The organism is Mesorhizobium opportunistum WSM2075 (assembly GCF_000176035.2).
Classification (GTDB): domain Bacteria; phylum Pseudomonadota; class Alphaproteobacteria; order Rhizobiales; family Rhizobiaceae; genus Mesorhizobium; species Mesorhizobium opportunistum.
On sequence record NC_015675.1, the window covers coordinates 6,594,295 to 6,608,635 of the forward strand.

The window sequence follows — 14,341 nt, forward strand, 5'->3', positions numbered from 1 at the left end:
GAGATGGAGATGATCAACGAAGAATTCGACGCCATTGTTATCGGAGCCGGCATGTCCGGGAACGCAGCTGCTTACACCATGGCAAGCGACGGCTTGAAGGTGCTCCAGTTGGAGCGAGGTGAATATCCGGGCTCCAAGAATGTTCAGGGCGCCATCATGTACGCGAACATGCTGGAGAAGATCATCCCGGATTTCCGCGATGATGCACCTCTGGAGCGGCATCTGGTCGAACAGCGGCTATGGGTCATGGACGAGACCTCCCACACCGGGATTCACTATCGGTCTGAGGACTTCAACGAGGTGAGCCCCAATCGCTATACCATCATCCGTGCCCAGTTCGACAAGTGGTTTTCGCGCAGGGTGCGCCAGGCGGGCGCGACGCTTCTGTGCGAGACGACCGTGACGGAACTCGTGCGTGACGACAAGGGCAAGGTGATCGGGGTCCGGACAGATCGGGCTGGCGGAGCGATCTACGCGGATGTCGTTGTTCTTGCAGAAGGTGTCTGCGGGCTGCTTGGCACGCGAGGCGGCCTGCGCAAGATGCTGACGCCGGAAGCCGTGGCGCTGGCCGTCAAGGAAATGCATTTCTTGCCCGAAGAGGTCATTGAGCAGCGGTTCGGCGTCAAAGGGAGTGAAGGCTGCGTGATCGAGGCAGTCGGCACGATATCCCACGACATGGCCGGGCTCGGGTTCCTCTACACCAACAAGGAATCGATCTCACTGGGCATCGGCTGCCTCGTCTCGGATTTCACCGCGAAGATGGAGAGCCCTTACGCCCTCCTGGACGCGCTAAAAAACCATCCTTCGATCCGGCCGCTGATCGCCGGCTCGGAGGTGAAGGAATACGCGGCGCATCTCATTCCTGAAGGTGGCTACAAGGCAATTCCGCAGCTCTTTGGCGACGGTTGGGTCGTTGTTGGCGATGCTGCGCAATTGAACAACGCCATTCACCGCGAGGGTTCGAACCTCGCCATGACCTCCGGTCGCATTGCGGCTGAAGCTATCATCCAAGTCAAGAGACGCAACGATCCCATGACCAAACGGAACCTCGCCCTTTACAAGACGATGCTGGACGAATCCTTCGTGGTGAAGGACCTGCGGAAATACAAAGACATGCCAGCCTTACTCCATAATAACGCCGGCAATTTCTTCACGACCTACCCGCGGCTAATGTCGCAAGCCGCGCAGAACTTCATGCGGGTCGACGGCACGCCAAAGATCGAGAAGGAAAGGGCTACTACCGCAGCCTTCATCAAGGCGCGATCGCGGTTGGGTCTGGTCAGGGACGCTATCCGCCTGGCATTGGCGTGGCGGTGAGGCACTGACCACATGGCAAACCCAGTGACGAACTTGCGTGTAGAGGACAAGCTTTACCAGAACCGCTATCTGGTGGACTCCGGCCGTCCGCATATAAAGGTGCGACCGCACGAGCAACCAAGCGCGAATCTGGTCGCGCTGACCCTCGTCTGTCCAGCGAAATGCTATGAGTCGAACGACAAAGGTCAGGTTGAAATCACCGCTGATGGCTGCATGGAGTGCGGCACCTGCCGCGTCTTGTGCGAGGCCAGCGGCGAGATCGAATGGAACTATCCGCGCGGTGGCTTCGGTGTCCTCTTCAAGTTCGGATGATCCGCGTTTGCATAGGGCACGTGTGTACTCCTGAAGTTACCACAAGCGCCAACCGCTTCTGGCACCATCCTCGCAAAGGGGGGCGGGTGAACAGTGTACTTCCAGAATTGAATGAATGCTACTTGGGGGGAGCATTGGACCACAACTCCTGAGGTGTTTCCAGGGCTCACATACCGCCGGACCGGGTTAACGAACGCGGCAGGTCGGATACGCTTTGCGCCGACATGACATCGAGGTGAAGAAATTCCAGCGTTCTCACGATGTCGAGAACAAGACCATACCCCTGCGCCAGGTGCGCGGGAACTGTCCGTGCCAGGGCCAAGCTGCTCGGTCTCTGACGATGATCACGCTCTTGATCGCGATCATGAGGAGCCCATGCGGGCGTCTGGACGAGAGTAAAGGGGAGGCACGCACTCTCCTAGCTGGAACCATGCCGACACAGTATGCGGCGACACCTTCACCGCCGATGAGTTCACAGTCGCCGAGATCGACATCTTCGTCGGAGACCGGTCGAGAACGTTGTGCCGAGGCGCTCACGGGTGAAGGGATCGACACGGGATTTCTGTCTCTCAATGATGTCCGGCCGTAGTCGCCTTCCTCACCTTATGCGGCTGCCGCTGTCCGAGGTCCGACAAATTTATGTCGGAGCAGCCTCATGATATCCGACGCGAAAGCCAATTGCCGATCATAGTGCCGCCTTTTTAGTTGGCATTGCGCTTGCGCTTTGAACCGCGACGTTAACCCGCAACGGAGCCGTTCAATGTCCGCACCGGCAATTTCGGTTGAGAGCCTGACCGAGACGAAGCTCTCCGACCAGTTGCTGGCGAGCGCGAATTCGGGTGGCTGCGTATCTACCTCCTGCGGGTCGTCGACAAGACCGGACGATCTGGATCCGGCTGTCTGGGACAAGATCAAGGATCATCCGTGCTTTTCTGAAGAGGCGCATCACTATTTCGCGCGCATGCACGTCGCTGTCGCGCCTGCGTGCAATGTCCAATGCAACTATTGCAATCGCAAATATGACTGCTCCAACGAAAGCCGGCCTGGGGTTGTCTCGGAAAAGCTGACGCCCGACCAGGCGGTACGCAAGGTTATCGCGGTCGCCAACGAAGTGCCGCAGCTTTCCGTGCTGGGCATCGCCGGACCGGGCGATGCCTGCTACGACTGGGAGAAGACAAAGGCGACGTTCGAACGCGTCGTCAGGGAAATCCCCGACATCAAGCTTTGCATCTCTACCAATGGGCTCGCGCTGCCGGACCATGTCGCCGAGCTTGCCGACATGAATGTCGATCACGTGACGATCACCATCAACATGGTCGATCCGGAAATCGGAGCAAAGATCTATCCCTGGATCTTTTACGACCACCGCCGCTATGTCGGCATCGAAGCCGCCAGGATCCTGCACGAGCGACAGATGCTGAGCTTGGAGATGCTGAGCGCGCGCGGCATCCTCACCAAAATTAATTCGGTGATGATCCCCGGGGTGAACGACCAGCACCTGGTTGAGGTGAACAAGCAGGTCAAGCAGCGCGGCGCGATCCTGCACAACGTCATGCCCCTGATTTCAGACCCGGCTCACGGCACGTACTACGGACTGACCGGGCAGCGCGGCCCAAATGCACTGGAGATGAGGGCTCTTCAGGATCGTCTTCAAGGCGGCGCCAAGCTGATGCGCCACTGCCGGCAGTGCCGGGCAGATGCCGTCGGCCTGCTCGGCGAGGATCGTGGCCAGGAATTCACGATCGACCAGATTCCTGGCGAGCTCACCTATGATGCCGGCAAGCGCGAAGCCTATCGGGAGCTGGTCGCGGACGAGCGCCGTGATCACCTGGCGGCCAGGAGCGAAGCGATTGGAATGGTCAAGGCAGCCGGCTCCGGCAAGTCCCTGGTCGTCGCGGTGGCGACTAGGGGCGGTGGCCGCGTCAACGAACACTTCGGCCATGCCAAGGAGTTCCAGGTGTATGAAGCCTCGCCGATAGGTATCAACTTTGTCGGGCACCGCAAGGTTGAGCAGTATTGCCTCGGCGGTTGGGGCGAGAACGACACTCTCGAGTGCGTCATCGCCGCGCTGGAAGGCGTAGACATCGTGCTTTGCGCCAAGATTGGAAACTGCCCCAAGGATAAGTTGGCGGACGCCGGTATCCGAGCAACCGACGCTTATGGCCATGACTATATCGAAACGGCAATCGGCGCGATTTACGCCGGCGAGTCCGGCGTCCCGGCCCTCGCGGCGAACGCCTGAGCCGTCTCATTCCACTCGAACAGGAGTCAAAATGGCTTTCAAGATCATCGCATCCCAATGCACGCAATGCGGCGCCTGCGAATTCGAATGCCCGTCTGGTGCGATCAAGTTCAAAGGCGAGAGCTACGTGGTCGAGCCGCAGAAGTGCACAGAATGCCAGGGAGAATTCGACACGCAACAATGTGCCTCGGTATGCCCGGTGCCGAAGACCTGCGTTCCTGCCTGACCCGGCATAGGGCTGCTTCCGAGAAAGCCTGCGCGCCTCATCAATAACTCTGGCCTCAAACAAACAAGGAACCGCCATGCGCCTCGCACGCGAACAGGAGGTCGAAATCCGCAGGCCTCCCCAATTCAGGCCGGGGGAGCGGGTCCGTGCCACTCGTCACGTCAAGAACGACGGCACCTATCCTGGCAGGGAGATCGGCGAAAATCTCGTGCGCAAGGGTGAAGAGGGTTATGTGCGCGACATCGGCACCTTTCTACAGCAGTTCTTCATCTATGCCGTCGAATGGATCGACCGTGGCACGGTCGTTGGCATGCGAGCGCGCGAATTGATGAGCCTCGACAGGGCCGACCTTGCCCGTAGGGCCGAAGAAAACGCGAAGCAAGGGACGGCCTGATGAAAGTTATGATCCGCAGGACCGATTCCGGGTTGTCGGCGTACATCCCCAAAAAGGATCTCGAAGAGCCGATTATCGAGCTCGAGAAGCAAGACCTCTGGGGCGGCGTCGTAACGCTCAGGAACGGGTGGCGGCTCCTTCTACCCGATCTTCCGCCGCATACGCGCCTGCCGATCACTGTCGAGGCAAGGAAGCTTCCCGACGAGGGCTGACGCTGACCCTCAATGAAAGGCGTCAAGAGGAAAAAGAGCATGAACACGATCCCGACCTCGGGCCACCTCTTCGTCGTCCGCGACAGTTTTGCCCGAAAGCTGCTTGAACTGGCCAGACGAGCGCTCGTCTACGATCAGATGATCCCGTATCTCGGTCCGGGTCTGCTGCGGCTAAGCTCAGCGGAGCCGCCTGTACCGTGCACCCCAGAGGCCGTCGCCGCCGCACTCAACACCCGGGCCACAGCTCCCTCGAAGATCCGCACCAACATGTGGTCGGTCGCGCAATTCATCGAGCAGCGCCGGCATCGCCGCACACTTCAAGCCTGGATGGCAGATATATTCGCGGGGCCGACGGCGCCGACGCCCCTCCACAACTGGCTCGCAAAGCTCCCGCTCTCCCTCATCGTCGACAGCTGGTACGAAGGCGCCATGAGGGCGGCGCTGGCTGAGGCCGGCCGAACCGACGTCGCCGAGATCCAAGGCGTCACCCGGGCGAACGAAACTCGCGACATTTGGACCAGAACCTACGACTTGTTCGGGACGGAGCTCGAGCCCGGAGCAGCGACAAAGACGGTTCTCTATGCGCCTCATGGCAGTATCAGGCCGGCCGCAAATTTCCTCATAGCCGATTCCGACTATGTCGAAGCCCTGACCGAGATCGACATCCAGACCCCTATCCCTGACGTGGTCAAGGAACGGCGCACCGACCGGGGGTTTTTTTTCGTCGGCTGCCGCTTCAATGATCAGATGCTGCGCACTTACGCCAGGCAGATCATGAAGCGCTCAGAAGGCCCACGTTACGCGATCATGGACGGACAAACGCTGACCAGAAACGAAGCGCGTTTCCTTGGGGCAAGCGGGATCACGGTGATTGACATGCCAGACAGCGATGCCGTGGCGCAACTCGCCGGGTCAACGACTTGAGCCAACGCCTGGATCAACTTGAGGACTTCGTTGGTGTGAGTCGACGGCTTGCTTTTGAAGGCGCTAAGTTCAGTTAGGGACACACTGTGAGCAGTGATGCTGTTGGCACGACCTCTCTCAAATCGTCCGCGCATGTGAAAGCTGCCGGGTGGGGCCGGGGCTTGAGCACGCTGCTGCGCATCACGCGCATGAATCTGAGGCATCCGGGCCAAGCCGCGCTTGCGATCGGGTCGACAATCGCAGCCGTAATCCTGCAGGTGCTCATTCCTCAGCTTCTCGGCGACGCTATCGACCAGACCAAGGTAGTCCTCGGGGGCGGTGCCACGGGGGCGGCTGCAGAACAAGCGCTCTGGGTTCCGGCTCTCCTGCTGCTCGCCGCGAGTACGCTACGCGGCCTTTTCACGATGGCGCAAAACTATTTTGCCGAGGCCGTCGGACATCACGTCGCGTACGAACTGCGGCTGGCTTTTTACGACAAGGTCCAGCGCCTCAGCTTTTCCTTTCACGACCGGGTGCATTCAGGCGACCTGATCACCCTCGGCATCCTCGATCTCGATGGTGTGCGGATGTATTTTTCCACCGCCCTGGTTCGCTTGCTTCTGCTCACCATGCTGATCGGGATCGGCGGCTACAGGATGATCTCAACCGACACGCTGCTCGGTCTCATGGCGCTGAGCTTCGTGCCTTTCGTAGCCTGGCGATCGTCGATCACGCAGGTCAAGCTACGCGCCATCTGGCTCAACCTGCAGGAGCGGCTCTCCGTCCTCGGCCGTGTGATGGAGGAAAATCTCGCGGGTATCCGCGTTGTCCGGGCCTTTTCGGCACAGGCCTACGAGATGGCAAAGTTCGACCGCGCGTCGAAAACCGCGCTCGAAGTCGCTCACCAGCAGGTTGACGTGTACGTGCCAAATACGTCGGCAATGACCCTGGCCTTCTTTCTCGCCATGGGGTTGGTCCTCTGGCTCGGTTGCAACAAGGTCATTGTCGGGCAGATCAGCGTTGGGACGCTCACCATGTTCCTGGCCTTCATGACGATCCTGCAAATGCCCGTCCGGCAGATTGGCCTGATGGTCAACGGCTTCGCCCGCGCTTATACTTGCGGTTCGCGCCTCTTCGGTCTGCTCGATCAGGACAATACGATCAGGGATGTCCCCACCGCCCGACCACTTGAGATCGGTGAAGGCACTCTGCGCTTCGACAATGTCTCGTTTGCATATCCCGGCACCGGAAACCGGGCCGTTCTGGAGAATGTCACTTTTTGTGCCCGTCGGGGCGAGACGATCGCGATCGTGGGTCCGCCGGGTTCGGGCAAATCGACAATCGCTCACCTGATCCCCCGCTTTTACGACGTCACTGGGGGCGCCATCATGCTTGACGGGCAGGACATCCGTGGGGTCACCCTCGCCACGCTTCGCAAGGCGGTCGCTGTCGTACAGCAGGATGCATTCCTGTTCACTACCACGATCGAGAACAACATCGCTTATGGCGACCCTTGGGCAAAGGAACAGCGGATCGAGCGCGCTAGCGAATCCGCCCAGTTGCACAACTACATCCTGGACCTCCCCGCAGGTTACAAGACGGTCGTCGGCGAACGCGGCACTTCTCTGTCTGGGGGCCAGCGGCAGCGCCTCACCATAGCTCGCACCATGATGTTACGTCCATCAGTCGTCATTTTCGACGACTCAACGGCCGCGATCGACGCCGCCACCGAACAGCGCATTCGCCTGGCGATACGGCGTTTCGCCAAGGATAGGGTGACGATCATCATCGCCCACCGGCTAAGTTCGCTCAAGCACGCCGACCGGATCCTGTTTGTCGACAACGGCAAGATCGTGGAACGTGGTACCCATCAAGAGCTTTTGGCCAAGCAAGGACGCTACAAGGCCCTTCATGATCTGCAGTTGCGCCCGGGAGATGACATTGTGACGAAGTATAGAGGCGCGCCCTGATGGCCCAGGAGCACGCCAGCGAAATCGAAATCGAACCCAATGACGGCGGCAGACGTCCCCCGCGCGCGGTCGTTGGTTCCCATCGCGCCGAGGAGGAGATATTCGGCCGGGCCTTTGACCAAAAGATCATTCGGCGCATCTGGGCCTTCGTTCGTCCCTACCGGGCCACGGCAGCCATCTCCGTCGCCGCATTGCTGATTTTCACTGGCACGCAGCTTCTCATCCCGCTGATCATCCGCTACGCGATCAACGAGGCCATAACCCCGGCAGGCGTTGATCGCTACGCCCTGCTTGAGGCCGCCGGCGCGTTTGCGCTCGCCATTCTGGTTAATTTCGGCGCCGCTTACGCACAGGAAGCCGTGATCGGGAAAATGGCCGGAAACGTCCTCTTCGACATCCGCCGCGCCATGTTTGCGCATCTGCAGATGGTATCGCTCTCCTTCATGGACAAGACCGAGATCGGACGCCTGATGTCCCGCCTCCAAGGCGACGTCAACTCTATCCAGGAATTCCTCGAAAGCTCAATCTACTCTGTAGGCGACATAACGCTTCTCTTCGGCATCATTGTCGTTATGCTGTGCGTCAACTTCAGGCTCGGCCTTCTGACGCTCTCTGTCTTGCCGGTCCTGTTGATTATCCGCATCGTCTGGCTGCCGCGTGCTCGCGACGCCTTCACTGCTGCACAAGACACCAATTCAGTTGTTAACGGCGCGTTGGCCGAAGCCATTCACGGCGTGCGCACCGTTCAGTCCATGGACCGCCAGCAGGTAAACTTCGCATTGTATGACGACAAGGCACATGCTGACCTCACAACCCACCTGATCGCTGCCAGGTATACACAGATAATGGTGCCGATCGTGGATGGCCTCACGGGCCTCGCCATGGCTGTCGTAATTGTGGTCGGCGGCTCCATGAATGGTCGCATCGAAGTAGGAACGTTGGTTGCCTACATATTCTATATCCAACGCTTCTTTGACCCAATTCGCTCACTTACCCTGCAATATTCGGTCATGCAGAGAGCGATGGCCTCCGGCAAGCGCCTGACCGATGTGCTCGACGTCAAGGTCGAAATCCAGGACAAACGGGATGCGAGTGTCCTTTTGCCGGAAATGGCCTGCTCAGTCGAGTTCAGGGACGTCACGTTCGGCTACGACCCCAAAGATCCGGTGCTGAAGAATGTCTCCTTCGAGGTCAATCCCGGCGAGACGGTCGCCTTGGTCGGGCCGACTGGCTCTGGTAAATCCAGCGCGATGGCCCTCGTCCACCGCTTCTATGATGTTCAGCAAGGTCAAGTGCTGGTCGGCGGACATGATGTGCGCGATCTCACACAGGAATCGCTCGGCAACCAGATCGCTATGGTGCTGCAGGAGCCGTTTCTGTTCACCGGAACGGTTTTCGAGAACATCCGCTACGGCAACACGGAAGTCTCGCGCGAGAAGGTGATTGAGGCCGCCAAGGTGGTCGGAGCCCACGACTTCATCATGAACCTTCCCGACACGTACCAGACTCAACTCGGCGAACGCGGCGGCAATCTTTCTCTCGGCCAGCGTCAGCTTGTCAGTTTCGCCCGCGCTCTCGTCGCCGACGCCAAGATCCTTGTTCTTGACGAGGCCACCGCCAGCATCGACAGCTACACGGAAATGCTGATCCAGAAGGCACTCGGAAAGCTCCTTGAAGGCCGTACCGCGCTTGTCATCGCTCACCGTCTCGCAACAATCCGGGGTGCCGATCGCATCATCGTGCTTCAGAACGGCCAGGTTATTGAGACCGGCAACCATGACAAGCTGATGGCTTTGGGCGGGCTCTATTCCAAACTATACAATCTGAACTACTCGTCATTCGACGACATTCCCGATGAGGAGGCCGATCCGACTGGACAAGCCGCCTCGCGTACCTGATGCATGCATCGCCGGCAGTATCCGCTTTAGGCGCGTCGGCGAACGCCGCGGATGAAGCGGGCAGAGAAAACCGCTCGCACTCAAGGAAGCCAACTGCGTGACGGCCGTATGATGAGCGGGATAACCCTGTCCGTTGCCAATCAGACGAACGCTGCCTGGCCTCCAGCAAGCCCTGGACAAGAGGCCGTGCGAACGAGACCGATCAGAAAACGGCGGCAACCATTGGCTCCAAGCGTTGAAGAAACGCTGATAGACCTGACGCAGGTGCCATAAGCCCCGACGGGTGGGCAATTGTCCAGCGGATGATGTTTGATCTGCGGTCACTTCAGGTTTTTCCCCGGTAGCATACTGTCCCGCAACAGGCGTGTAGCTCTGGTCTAGGCAAACCGGCTGCCGCGCGCCGAGCGTGTGGCGCGTGGCATCGACGGTCCACGCCACCTCTTCCTGTTCCACACCAAGGCTCGCAAAAATCGTATCAACTCACCCATCGACCCGACATTCGTTTCCAACAGTTAGCCTAAGCCCCAGAAAAGAAAGTGCCTAAACCAAGAGGTTTGTCGCGGACCCGACAATCCCCACACTCCGTGTCGGACGGCGATCATAAACGCTATCGTACTCGGATACCGGAAAAGTGGGGCAGCGAGTGGGACGCGATTGAGCACGAGACCGCTGGAGGCCATTCGGATAGTCGGTTCGGATGCCATTGATCCCGCGGATCCGGCGCCCAGCCGTCTGGTGCAATGCACCTCCCCGCTGTTTGTGGGACGCATCAATCGACGAACCCGCGACCAGTCTACGTTCGCGCCAGCCGCGTTCCAGTAGCCGCGTCGCTCAACCATCATTGCCGAAGCTGGCCGTCTTCGACGTGTTCATCGCCAGTTTCTAAGTTCTGCCTGCTGGACACTCGACACAGCCGTCAGGCCAATATCGAGGCCAGCCCGCCTTTTCCAAGTTCGGCGACGACAGGCTACGTCTCACCCGGACGAGGCCGGCAAGTCTGCAGGCGTCAGTGTGAGAACTCATTCTTCGGGCATAGTTCGAGCACTCCTTCGCAAGAGATCGCGACACCAGCAGACGCACGTGTTGTGCAGCATTGGCGAATGCGGTCCGACTACCGGCCTTTCGTTAAGGGCGGGGCGTTCCCGACCATGGCAGGAGCACCAATTGCGCAATCCCCTCGCCTTTTTCCTCTCGAGTGCCACAGATGCGATCGCTCCGTCTCGCCGGCGTCTCCATCTAAATGCTGGGCGCGAGCTGACGATCTCGCGCAAGCAGGCCCTCGCTTTTCCGGCCGATCCCGACGCCTACCTCAACGGAAAGCCGCTATGTGCTCGATGATACCTCAGCGCTACGAATACGAGACCTTCGGGGCACAGCATCATCCCTCGCGGAACGTGGCCACGGCGCTCAGGCCTACGCCAGCAAGGGCCAACTCAGATAGCAACCCAGAGACGAAAACCACGTGAACCTGCACACGCTACAGCCGGCGACGACTGCGCAATCGACAAATGACCTGCACGCCCGGCATTTTGCTGTTGTCGGCGCTCTCCTTGGCACGAGGATTGCTCTGACCGTCACCGAACTAGCCAGGAATTCGAAACCGTTAACAGGAGCAAAGATGGATACCGCACAATTGGACCGGGAGATCCACAAGATCGCCAACCAATGCGTGAGCGAGGCCAGGGCAGTCGTCACGAAACGAGGTTTCCAGCCCCAGGAACTAACCGCGAAAACCGTCGCTGCCGGCGTCGACACTGTCGAGATCGTACGCTCGGCCGACGCGGCCATGAGCAAGGTTGACGAGGGGACGTGGCTGTGACGACGATCGCCTACAAACACGGCGTAATGGCCGCCGACAGCCGTGCCTACGGCGCCGGCCTGGGATCAATCGGCTCCAAGCTCAAAATCCGCCGTCTTCCGGATGGACGCCTGATTGGCGCAACGACTCCCCAGGTTGGCGCCGGTGAGGCCATTCTGGACTGGTACGCCGCTGGCGCTGACGTTCACAACACGCCAGAGGGTGTAAAAGGCTCCAACGTCGGTCTGCTGGTCGTTCATCCCGACGGGCGCGCTCAGGTGGCGTCTGGCGCCTGGACACTGACCGGCATGCTCGAAAGCCCCTATTTTGTTATCGGCAGCGGCTCCCATTACGCGGAGGCCATTCTCGAATCCGGCGGGACCTCACAGCAGGCTGTAGAGATCGCCTGCAAGTTCGATTGGTGCTCCGGGCTCCCGGTCGTGTCCCTGATGCACGGAGCGCCCTGCCCTTCCCCGCGCCACCCCAGGCGGGCCAAGTGGCTGTCGTGGGTCGGCAGGAGGTTCAAGATTACGGGCTAGCTATCGTCGCAGCTGCCGGCCGTGACAATAGGATGAAGGGAGTTTGATGGGGTACAAACCGACGCGGCACAAGCCGCGCGAGGCAGCCCTGATCCGCTGGATCATCAACGGGTTCGGGACCCAGCGCCGGCGCCGCTGGTAGCGATCGCGCTGCTGGCGACGTCGGCCATCCAGTTCGCCGGCGTACCGGTCTCAGTCGTGGCGCTATTGTTCTAGCGCCAGCTTAGGAATCTTTCAGTTAATTGTACACCAAAAACGATAACGAGCGCACAGAGCTCATGTCGGGTGGTAGCACCGGTTCCTCGTTCTATTTTGCTTTACATAACGGCCGCCTGTCGTTGGGGCCAACTAGGTCGAAACAGCTTAAAATTGGCCTCCTGCCCGCCAATCTCATTGCTAGGTAGCAAAGCGTCATCTCGGGTGAGGCCCCATGTTCTTGCCTGGGTCGATCGAATCGAAATGGCGATGCGGGGACCCCACATCGCTCGTCTCAAGGCGCCAAAGCACCAAGGCTTCATCTGGTTCGGTTGACTCTTCACAGACGCTTGATCTCAATGCCGTATTTCCTCAGCGTGTAGCCTATCTGGCGCGGCGTCAGTCCAAGCAGGCGTGCCGCCTTTGCCTGGACCCAGCCACATCTTTCCATGGCCGCGATGACAGCTTCAGCACCGGTCGTTCTCGTACCGTTCAAGTGAGCTATCCTGCTCAGTGGCGGCTCCCCTGTGGTCTCAGGCGGGACTGCGACGGAGGGAGACGTACCGGCAGCAGCCGGCGTTATGGCCGCACCCCCTGGCGCCGGCAACATCGGCCGCGATTGCAGCGCCAGGCTGTCGGATCTGACTTTATGCAGCGCCGCTGCGAAGCATTGGCCTTGGCAGCATGCAAAGTCGCCTCTCCCTATCGATGCACCCATCGCCAGAACCGCTGTCCGATACACGCAGTTTTGGAGCTCGCGAATGTTGCCGGGAAAATCACAGTTCATCAGCACTTCAACCGCACCGGGATCGAGGGTCATCGTAACGCCGTTCTCATCATTGAAATTTTTGAGAAACTCGGCTGCGAGGAGCGGAATATCACTGCGCCTTTCGCGCAGCGCCGGCACCCGCACCGCAAACACATTGATGCGGTAATAGAGGTCCTCCCGGAACTCATTTCTGGCAACTGCCTCTTCCAGGTTCTTGTTCGTGGCAGCGATGATCCGAACATCGACTTTGACGGTCTGGTTGCCGCCGACGCGCTCGAACTCCTGCTCCTGCAGCACACGCAAGAGCTTTGCCTGGAACGATGGCGAGATCTCGCCGATCTCGTCCAGGAACAGCGTCCCTTTGTCGGCGAGCTCAAAGCGCCCCTTGCGCGAGTTGAACGCGCTTGTGAAAGCGCCCTTCTCGTGACCGAACAATTCGGATTCCAGGACTGTCTCGGATAACGCAGCGCAATTGAGCTTGATGAAGGGGCGTTTGGCGCGCGGCGACAAATCATGGAGGGCCTTGGCGACCTTCTCCTTCCCGGTACCCGACTCGCCTCGCAACAGAACCGCAATCTTGAGCTTGGCTACGACCTGGATATTCTCAATCAGATCGCGAAACGGCAAACTGTCGCCAATCATCCCCTCGATGTGAATCTTGTTCCGCTGCCGCGCCGGTTGGTTCTGCTTTGGCTGCAGGTCGTGCTGGGCCATGGGTTGCTGGCGACCGCCCCCTAGGGAGCGACGAAACTTGACTGTCTGACCTACCAAGTTAGCGATTTGGTTGAGCAGATAGAGGTTGTGATCGAGCCAAGCTCTTGGGTCTTCGCCCAGTACGTGGTCGATGGTCAGTGTGCCCACGACATCCGCATCGACGCGAATGGGAACGCCGATGAAGGACACTGCTGCGTTGTTGGAGACCCCGAGCACGTCCGTGTCGGCGGCGGTGAAAGCCGAATGAAAGGCGATGTTCTCGGTGACCAGGGGCGTGCCCGCCCTCATAATCTGGTCGATCGCCTTCCGCGGCACACGGCGGCTCTCGCTCGAGCCGGCGCCGAAGATTTCCAGTTCGCCATGACTGTTGAAGAGAGAGATGATGCCGTGCCGCATCGGCAGAAACGATCGCAGAATATCTATGACCTTTGTCAACGTGACATCGAGCGCGGAGGGGGCGGCAAGTGCTGTAGTAAATATTTCCACTACGCCGGCAAGCTCGCTCTCACGTGACGGCAGAGTAGCGGATTCCACATCGTCCCTTTTGGCGTCGTGAAGCGATGGGCAGCATGACGGCGTCTGCTCAGCACTTTCTTCAGATTGGCGATTGTTGTCATGATTTAGCATGTCATCCTCCATTCCGGGCCGCGACAGCAACGCCGCGCCATGTGGGCCTGCGACGTCGCCGGGCGTAGAGGCCCTCGTCAAATGGCATCGGCGCCCCAGCCACCGTTGGCCGGGACCGGCATGAGTCTTCGCCCCGTAGGCCGCCGCAGATTGGCGCACTTGCTCGCGCGTCGGAGCCACGAGTGCTTGGGACGTCGATAGAAACAATCGTGACGCGGGGTTGGC

At 59.6% G+C, this 14,341-nt stretch carries 12 protein-coding genes; 11 read left to right on the plus strand and 1 reads right to left on the minus strand.

Going from position 1 to position 14,341, the window contains the following annotated elements; translation table 11 throughout:
- The first annotated feature begins 9 nt into the window (after positions 1–9).
- From MESOP_RS31585 to MESOP_RS31635, 11 genes are all read left to right on the plus strand, one after another.
- Positions 10–1,317 (plus strand): FAD-dependent oxidoreductase, encoded by a 1,308-nt coding sequence (locus tag MESOP_RS31585; RefSeq protein ID WP_013533509.1) that lies wholly within the window; start codon positions 10–12, stop codon positions 1,315–1,317.
- A gap of 12 nt (positions 1,318–1,329) precedes the next feature.
- Positions 1,330–1,629 (plus strand): ferredoxin family protein, encoded by a 300-nt coding sequence (locus tag MESOP_RS31590; RefSeq protein WP_013533510.1) that lies wholly within the window; start codon positions 1,330–1,332, stop codon positions 1,627–1,629.
- 760 nt (positions 1,630–2,389) lie between these two features.
- A complete protein-coding gene (gene nifB, locus MESOP_RS31595; RefSeq protein ID WP_013533511.1) occupies positions 2,390–3,871 on the plus strand; it encodes a nitrogenase cofactor biosynthesis protein NifB in 1,482 nt (493 codons plus the stop codon).
- Positions 3,872–3,902: 31 nt separating this feature from the next.
- Positions 3,903–4,097, plus strand: coding sequence for a 4Fe-4S binding protein (locus tag MESOP_RS31600; RefSeq protein ID WP_013533512.1), 195 nt, complete (start codon positions 3,903–3,905; stop codon positions 4,095–4,097).
- Positions 4,098–4,173: 76 nt separating this feature from the next.
- Positions 4,174–4,491: a nitrogen fixation protein NifZ gene (locus MESOP_RS31605; RefSeq protein WP_013533513.1), complete on the plus strand. Its 318-nt coding sequence runs from the start codon at positions 4,174–4,176 to the stop codon at positions 4,489–4,491.
- Positions 4,491–4,703, plus strand: coding sequence for a putative nitrogen fixation protein NifT (gene nifT, locus MESOP_RS31610; RefSeq protein ID WP_013533514.1), 213 nt, complete (start codon positions 4,491–4,493; stop codon positions 4,701–4,703). The genes MESOP_RS31605 and nifT overlap by 1 nt, the downstream gene beginning before the upstream one ends.
- A gap of 39 nt (positions 4,704–4,742) precedes the next feature.
- A complete protein-coding gene (locus MESOP_RS31615; RefSeq protein ID WP_013533515.1) occupies positions 4,743–5,627 on the plus strand; it encodes an SIR2 family NAD-dependent protein deacylase in 885 nt (294 codons plus the stop codon).
- Positions 5,628–5,713: 86 nt separating this feature from the next.
- Complete coding sequence (locus tag MESOP_RS31620) at positions 5,714–7,576, plus strand: ABC transporter ATP-binding protein (protein WP_013533516.1); 1,863 nt, start codon at positions 5,714–5,716, stop codon at positions 7,574–7,576.
- Entirely contained in the window at positions 7,576–9,474 is a 1,899-nt protein-coding gene (locus tag MESOP_RS31625; RefSeq protein ID WP_013533517.1) for an ABC transporter ATP-binding protein, read from the plus strand. Before MESOP_RS31620 ends, MESOP_RS31625 begins: the two co-directional genes overlap by 1 nt.
- A gap of 1,462 nt (positions 9,475–10,936) precedes the next feature.
- Positions 10,937–11,293 (plus strand): hypothetical protein, encoded by a 357-nt coding sequence (locus tag MESOP_RS36480; protein WP_245262923.1) that lies wholly within the window; start codon positions 10,937–10,939, stop codon positions 11,291–11,293.
- A complete protein-coding gene (locus MESOP_RS31635; RefSeq protein ID WP_013533520.1) occupies positions 11,290–11,811 on the plus strand; it encodes an Ntn hydrolase family protein in 522 nt (173 codons plus the stop codon). The genes MESOP_RS36480 and MESOP_RS31635 overlap by 4 nt, the downstream gene beginning before the upstream one ends.
- Positions 11,812–12,346: 535 nt before the next feature.
- Here the strand turns inward: MESOP_RS31635 and nifA are convergent.
- Positions 12,347–14,116: a nif-specific transcriptional activator NifA gene (nifA, locus tag MESOP_RS31640; RefSeq protein WP_013533522.1), complete on the minus strand. Its 1,770-nt coding sequence runs from the start codon at positions 14,114–14,116 to the stop codon at positions 12,347–12,349.
- Positions 14,117–14,341 lie beyond the last annotated feature (225 nt).

Excerpts from the sequence above, each read along its gene's own strand:
- MESOP_RS31585 (WP_013533509.1), top strand. The coding sequence starts at position 10 with ATGATCAACGAAGAATTCGACGCCATTGTTATCGGAGCCGGCATGTCC.
- MESOP_RS31590 (WP_013533510.1), top strand. The coding sequence starts at position 1,330 with ATGGCAAACCCAGTGACGAACTTGCGTGTAGAGGACAAGCTTTACCAG.
- nifB (WP_013533511.1), top strand. The coding sequence starts at position 2,390 with ATGTCCGCACCGGCAATTTCGGTTGAGAGCCTGACCGAGACGAAGCTC.
- MESOP_RS31600 (WP_013533512.1), top strand. The coding sequence starts at position 3,903 with ATGGCTTTCAAGATCATCGCATCCCAATGCACGCAATGCGGCGCCTGC.
- MESOP_RS31605 (WP_013533513.1), top strand. The coding sequence starts at position 4,174 with ATGCGCCTCGCACGCGAACAGGAGGTCGAAATCCGCAGGCCTCCCCAA.
- nifT (WP_013533514.1), top strand. The coding sequence starts at position 4,491 with ATGAAAGTTATGATCCGCAGGACCGATTCCGGGTTGTCGGCGTACATC.
- MESOP_RS31615 (WP_013533515.1), top strand. The coding sequence starts at position 4,743 with ATGAACACGATCCCGACCTCGGGCCACCTCTTCGTCGTCCGCGACAGT.
- MESOP_RS31625 (WP_013533517.1), top strand. The coding sequence starts at position 7,576 with ATGGCCCAGGAGCACGCCAGCGAAATCGAAATCGAACCCAATGACGGC.
- nifA (WP_013533522.1), bottom strand. The coding sequence starts at position 14,116 with ATGCTAAATCATGACAACAATCGCCAATCTGAAGAAAGTGCTGAGCAG.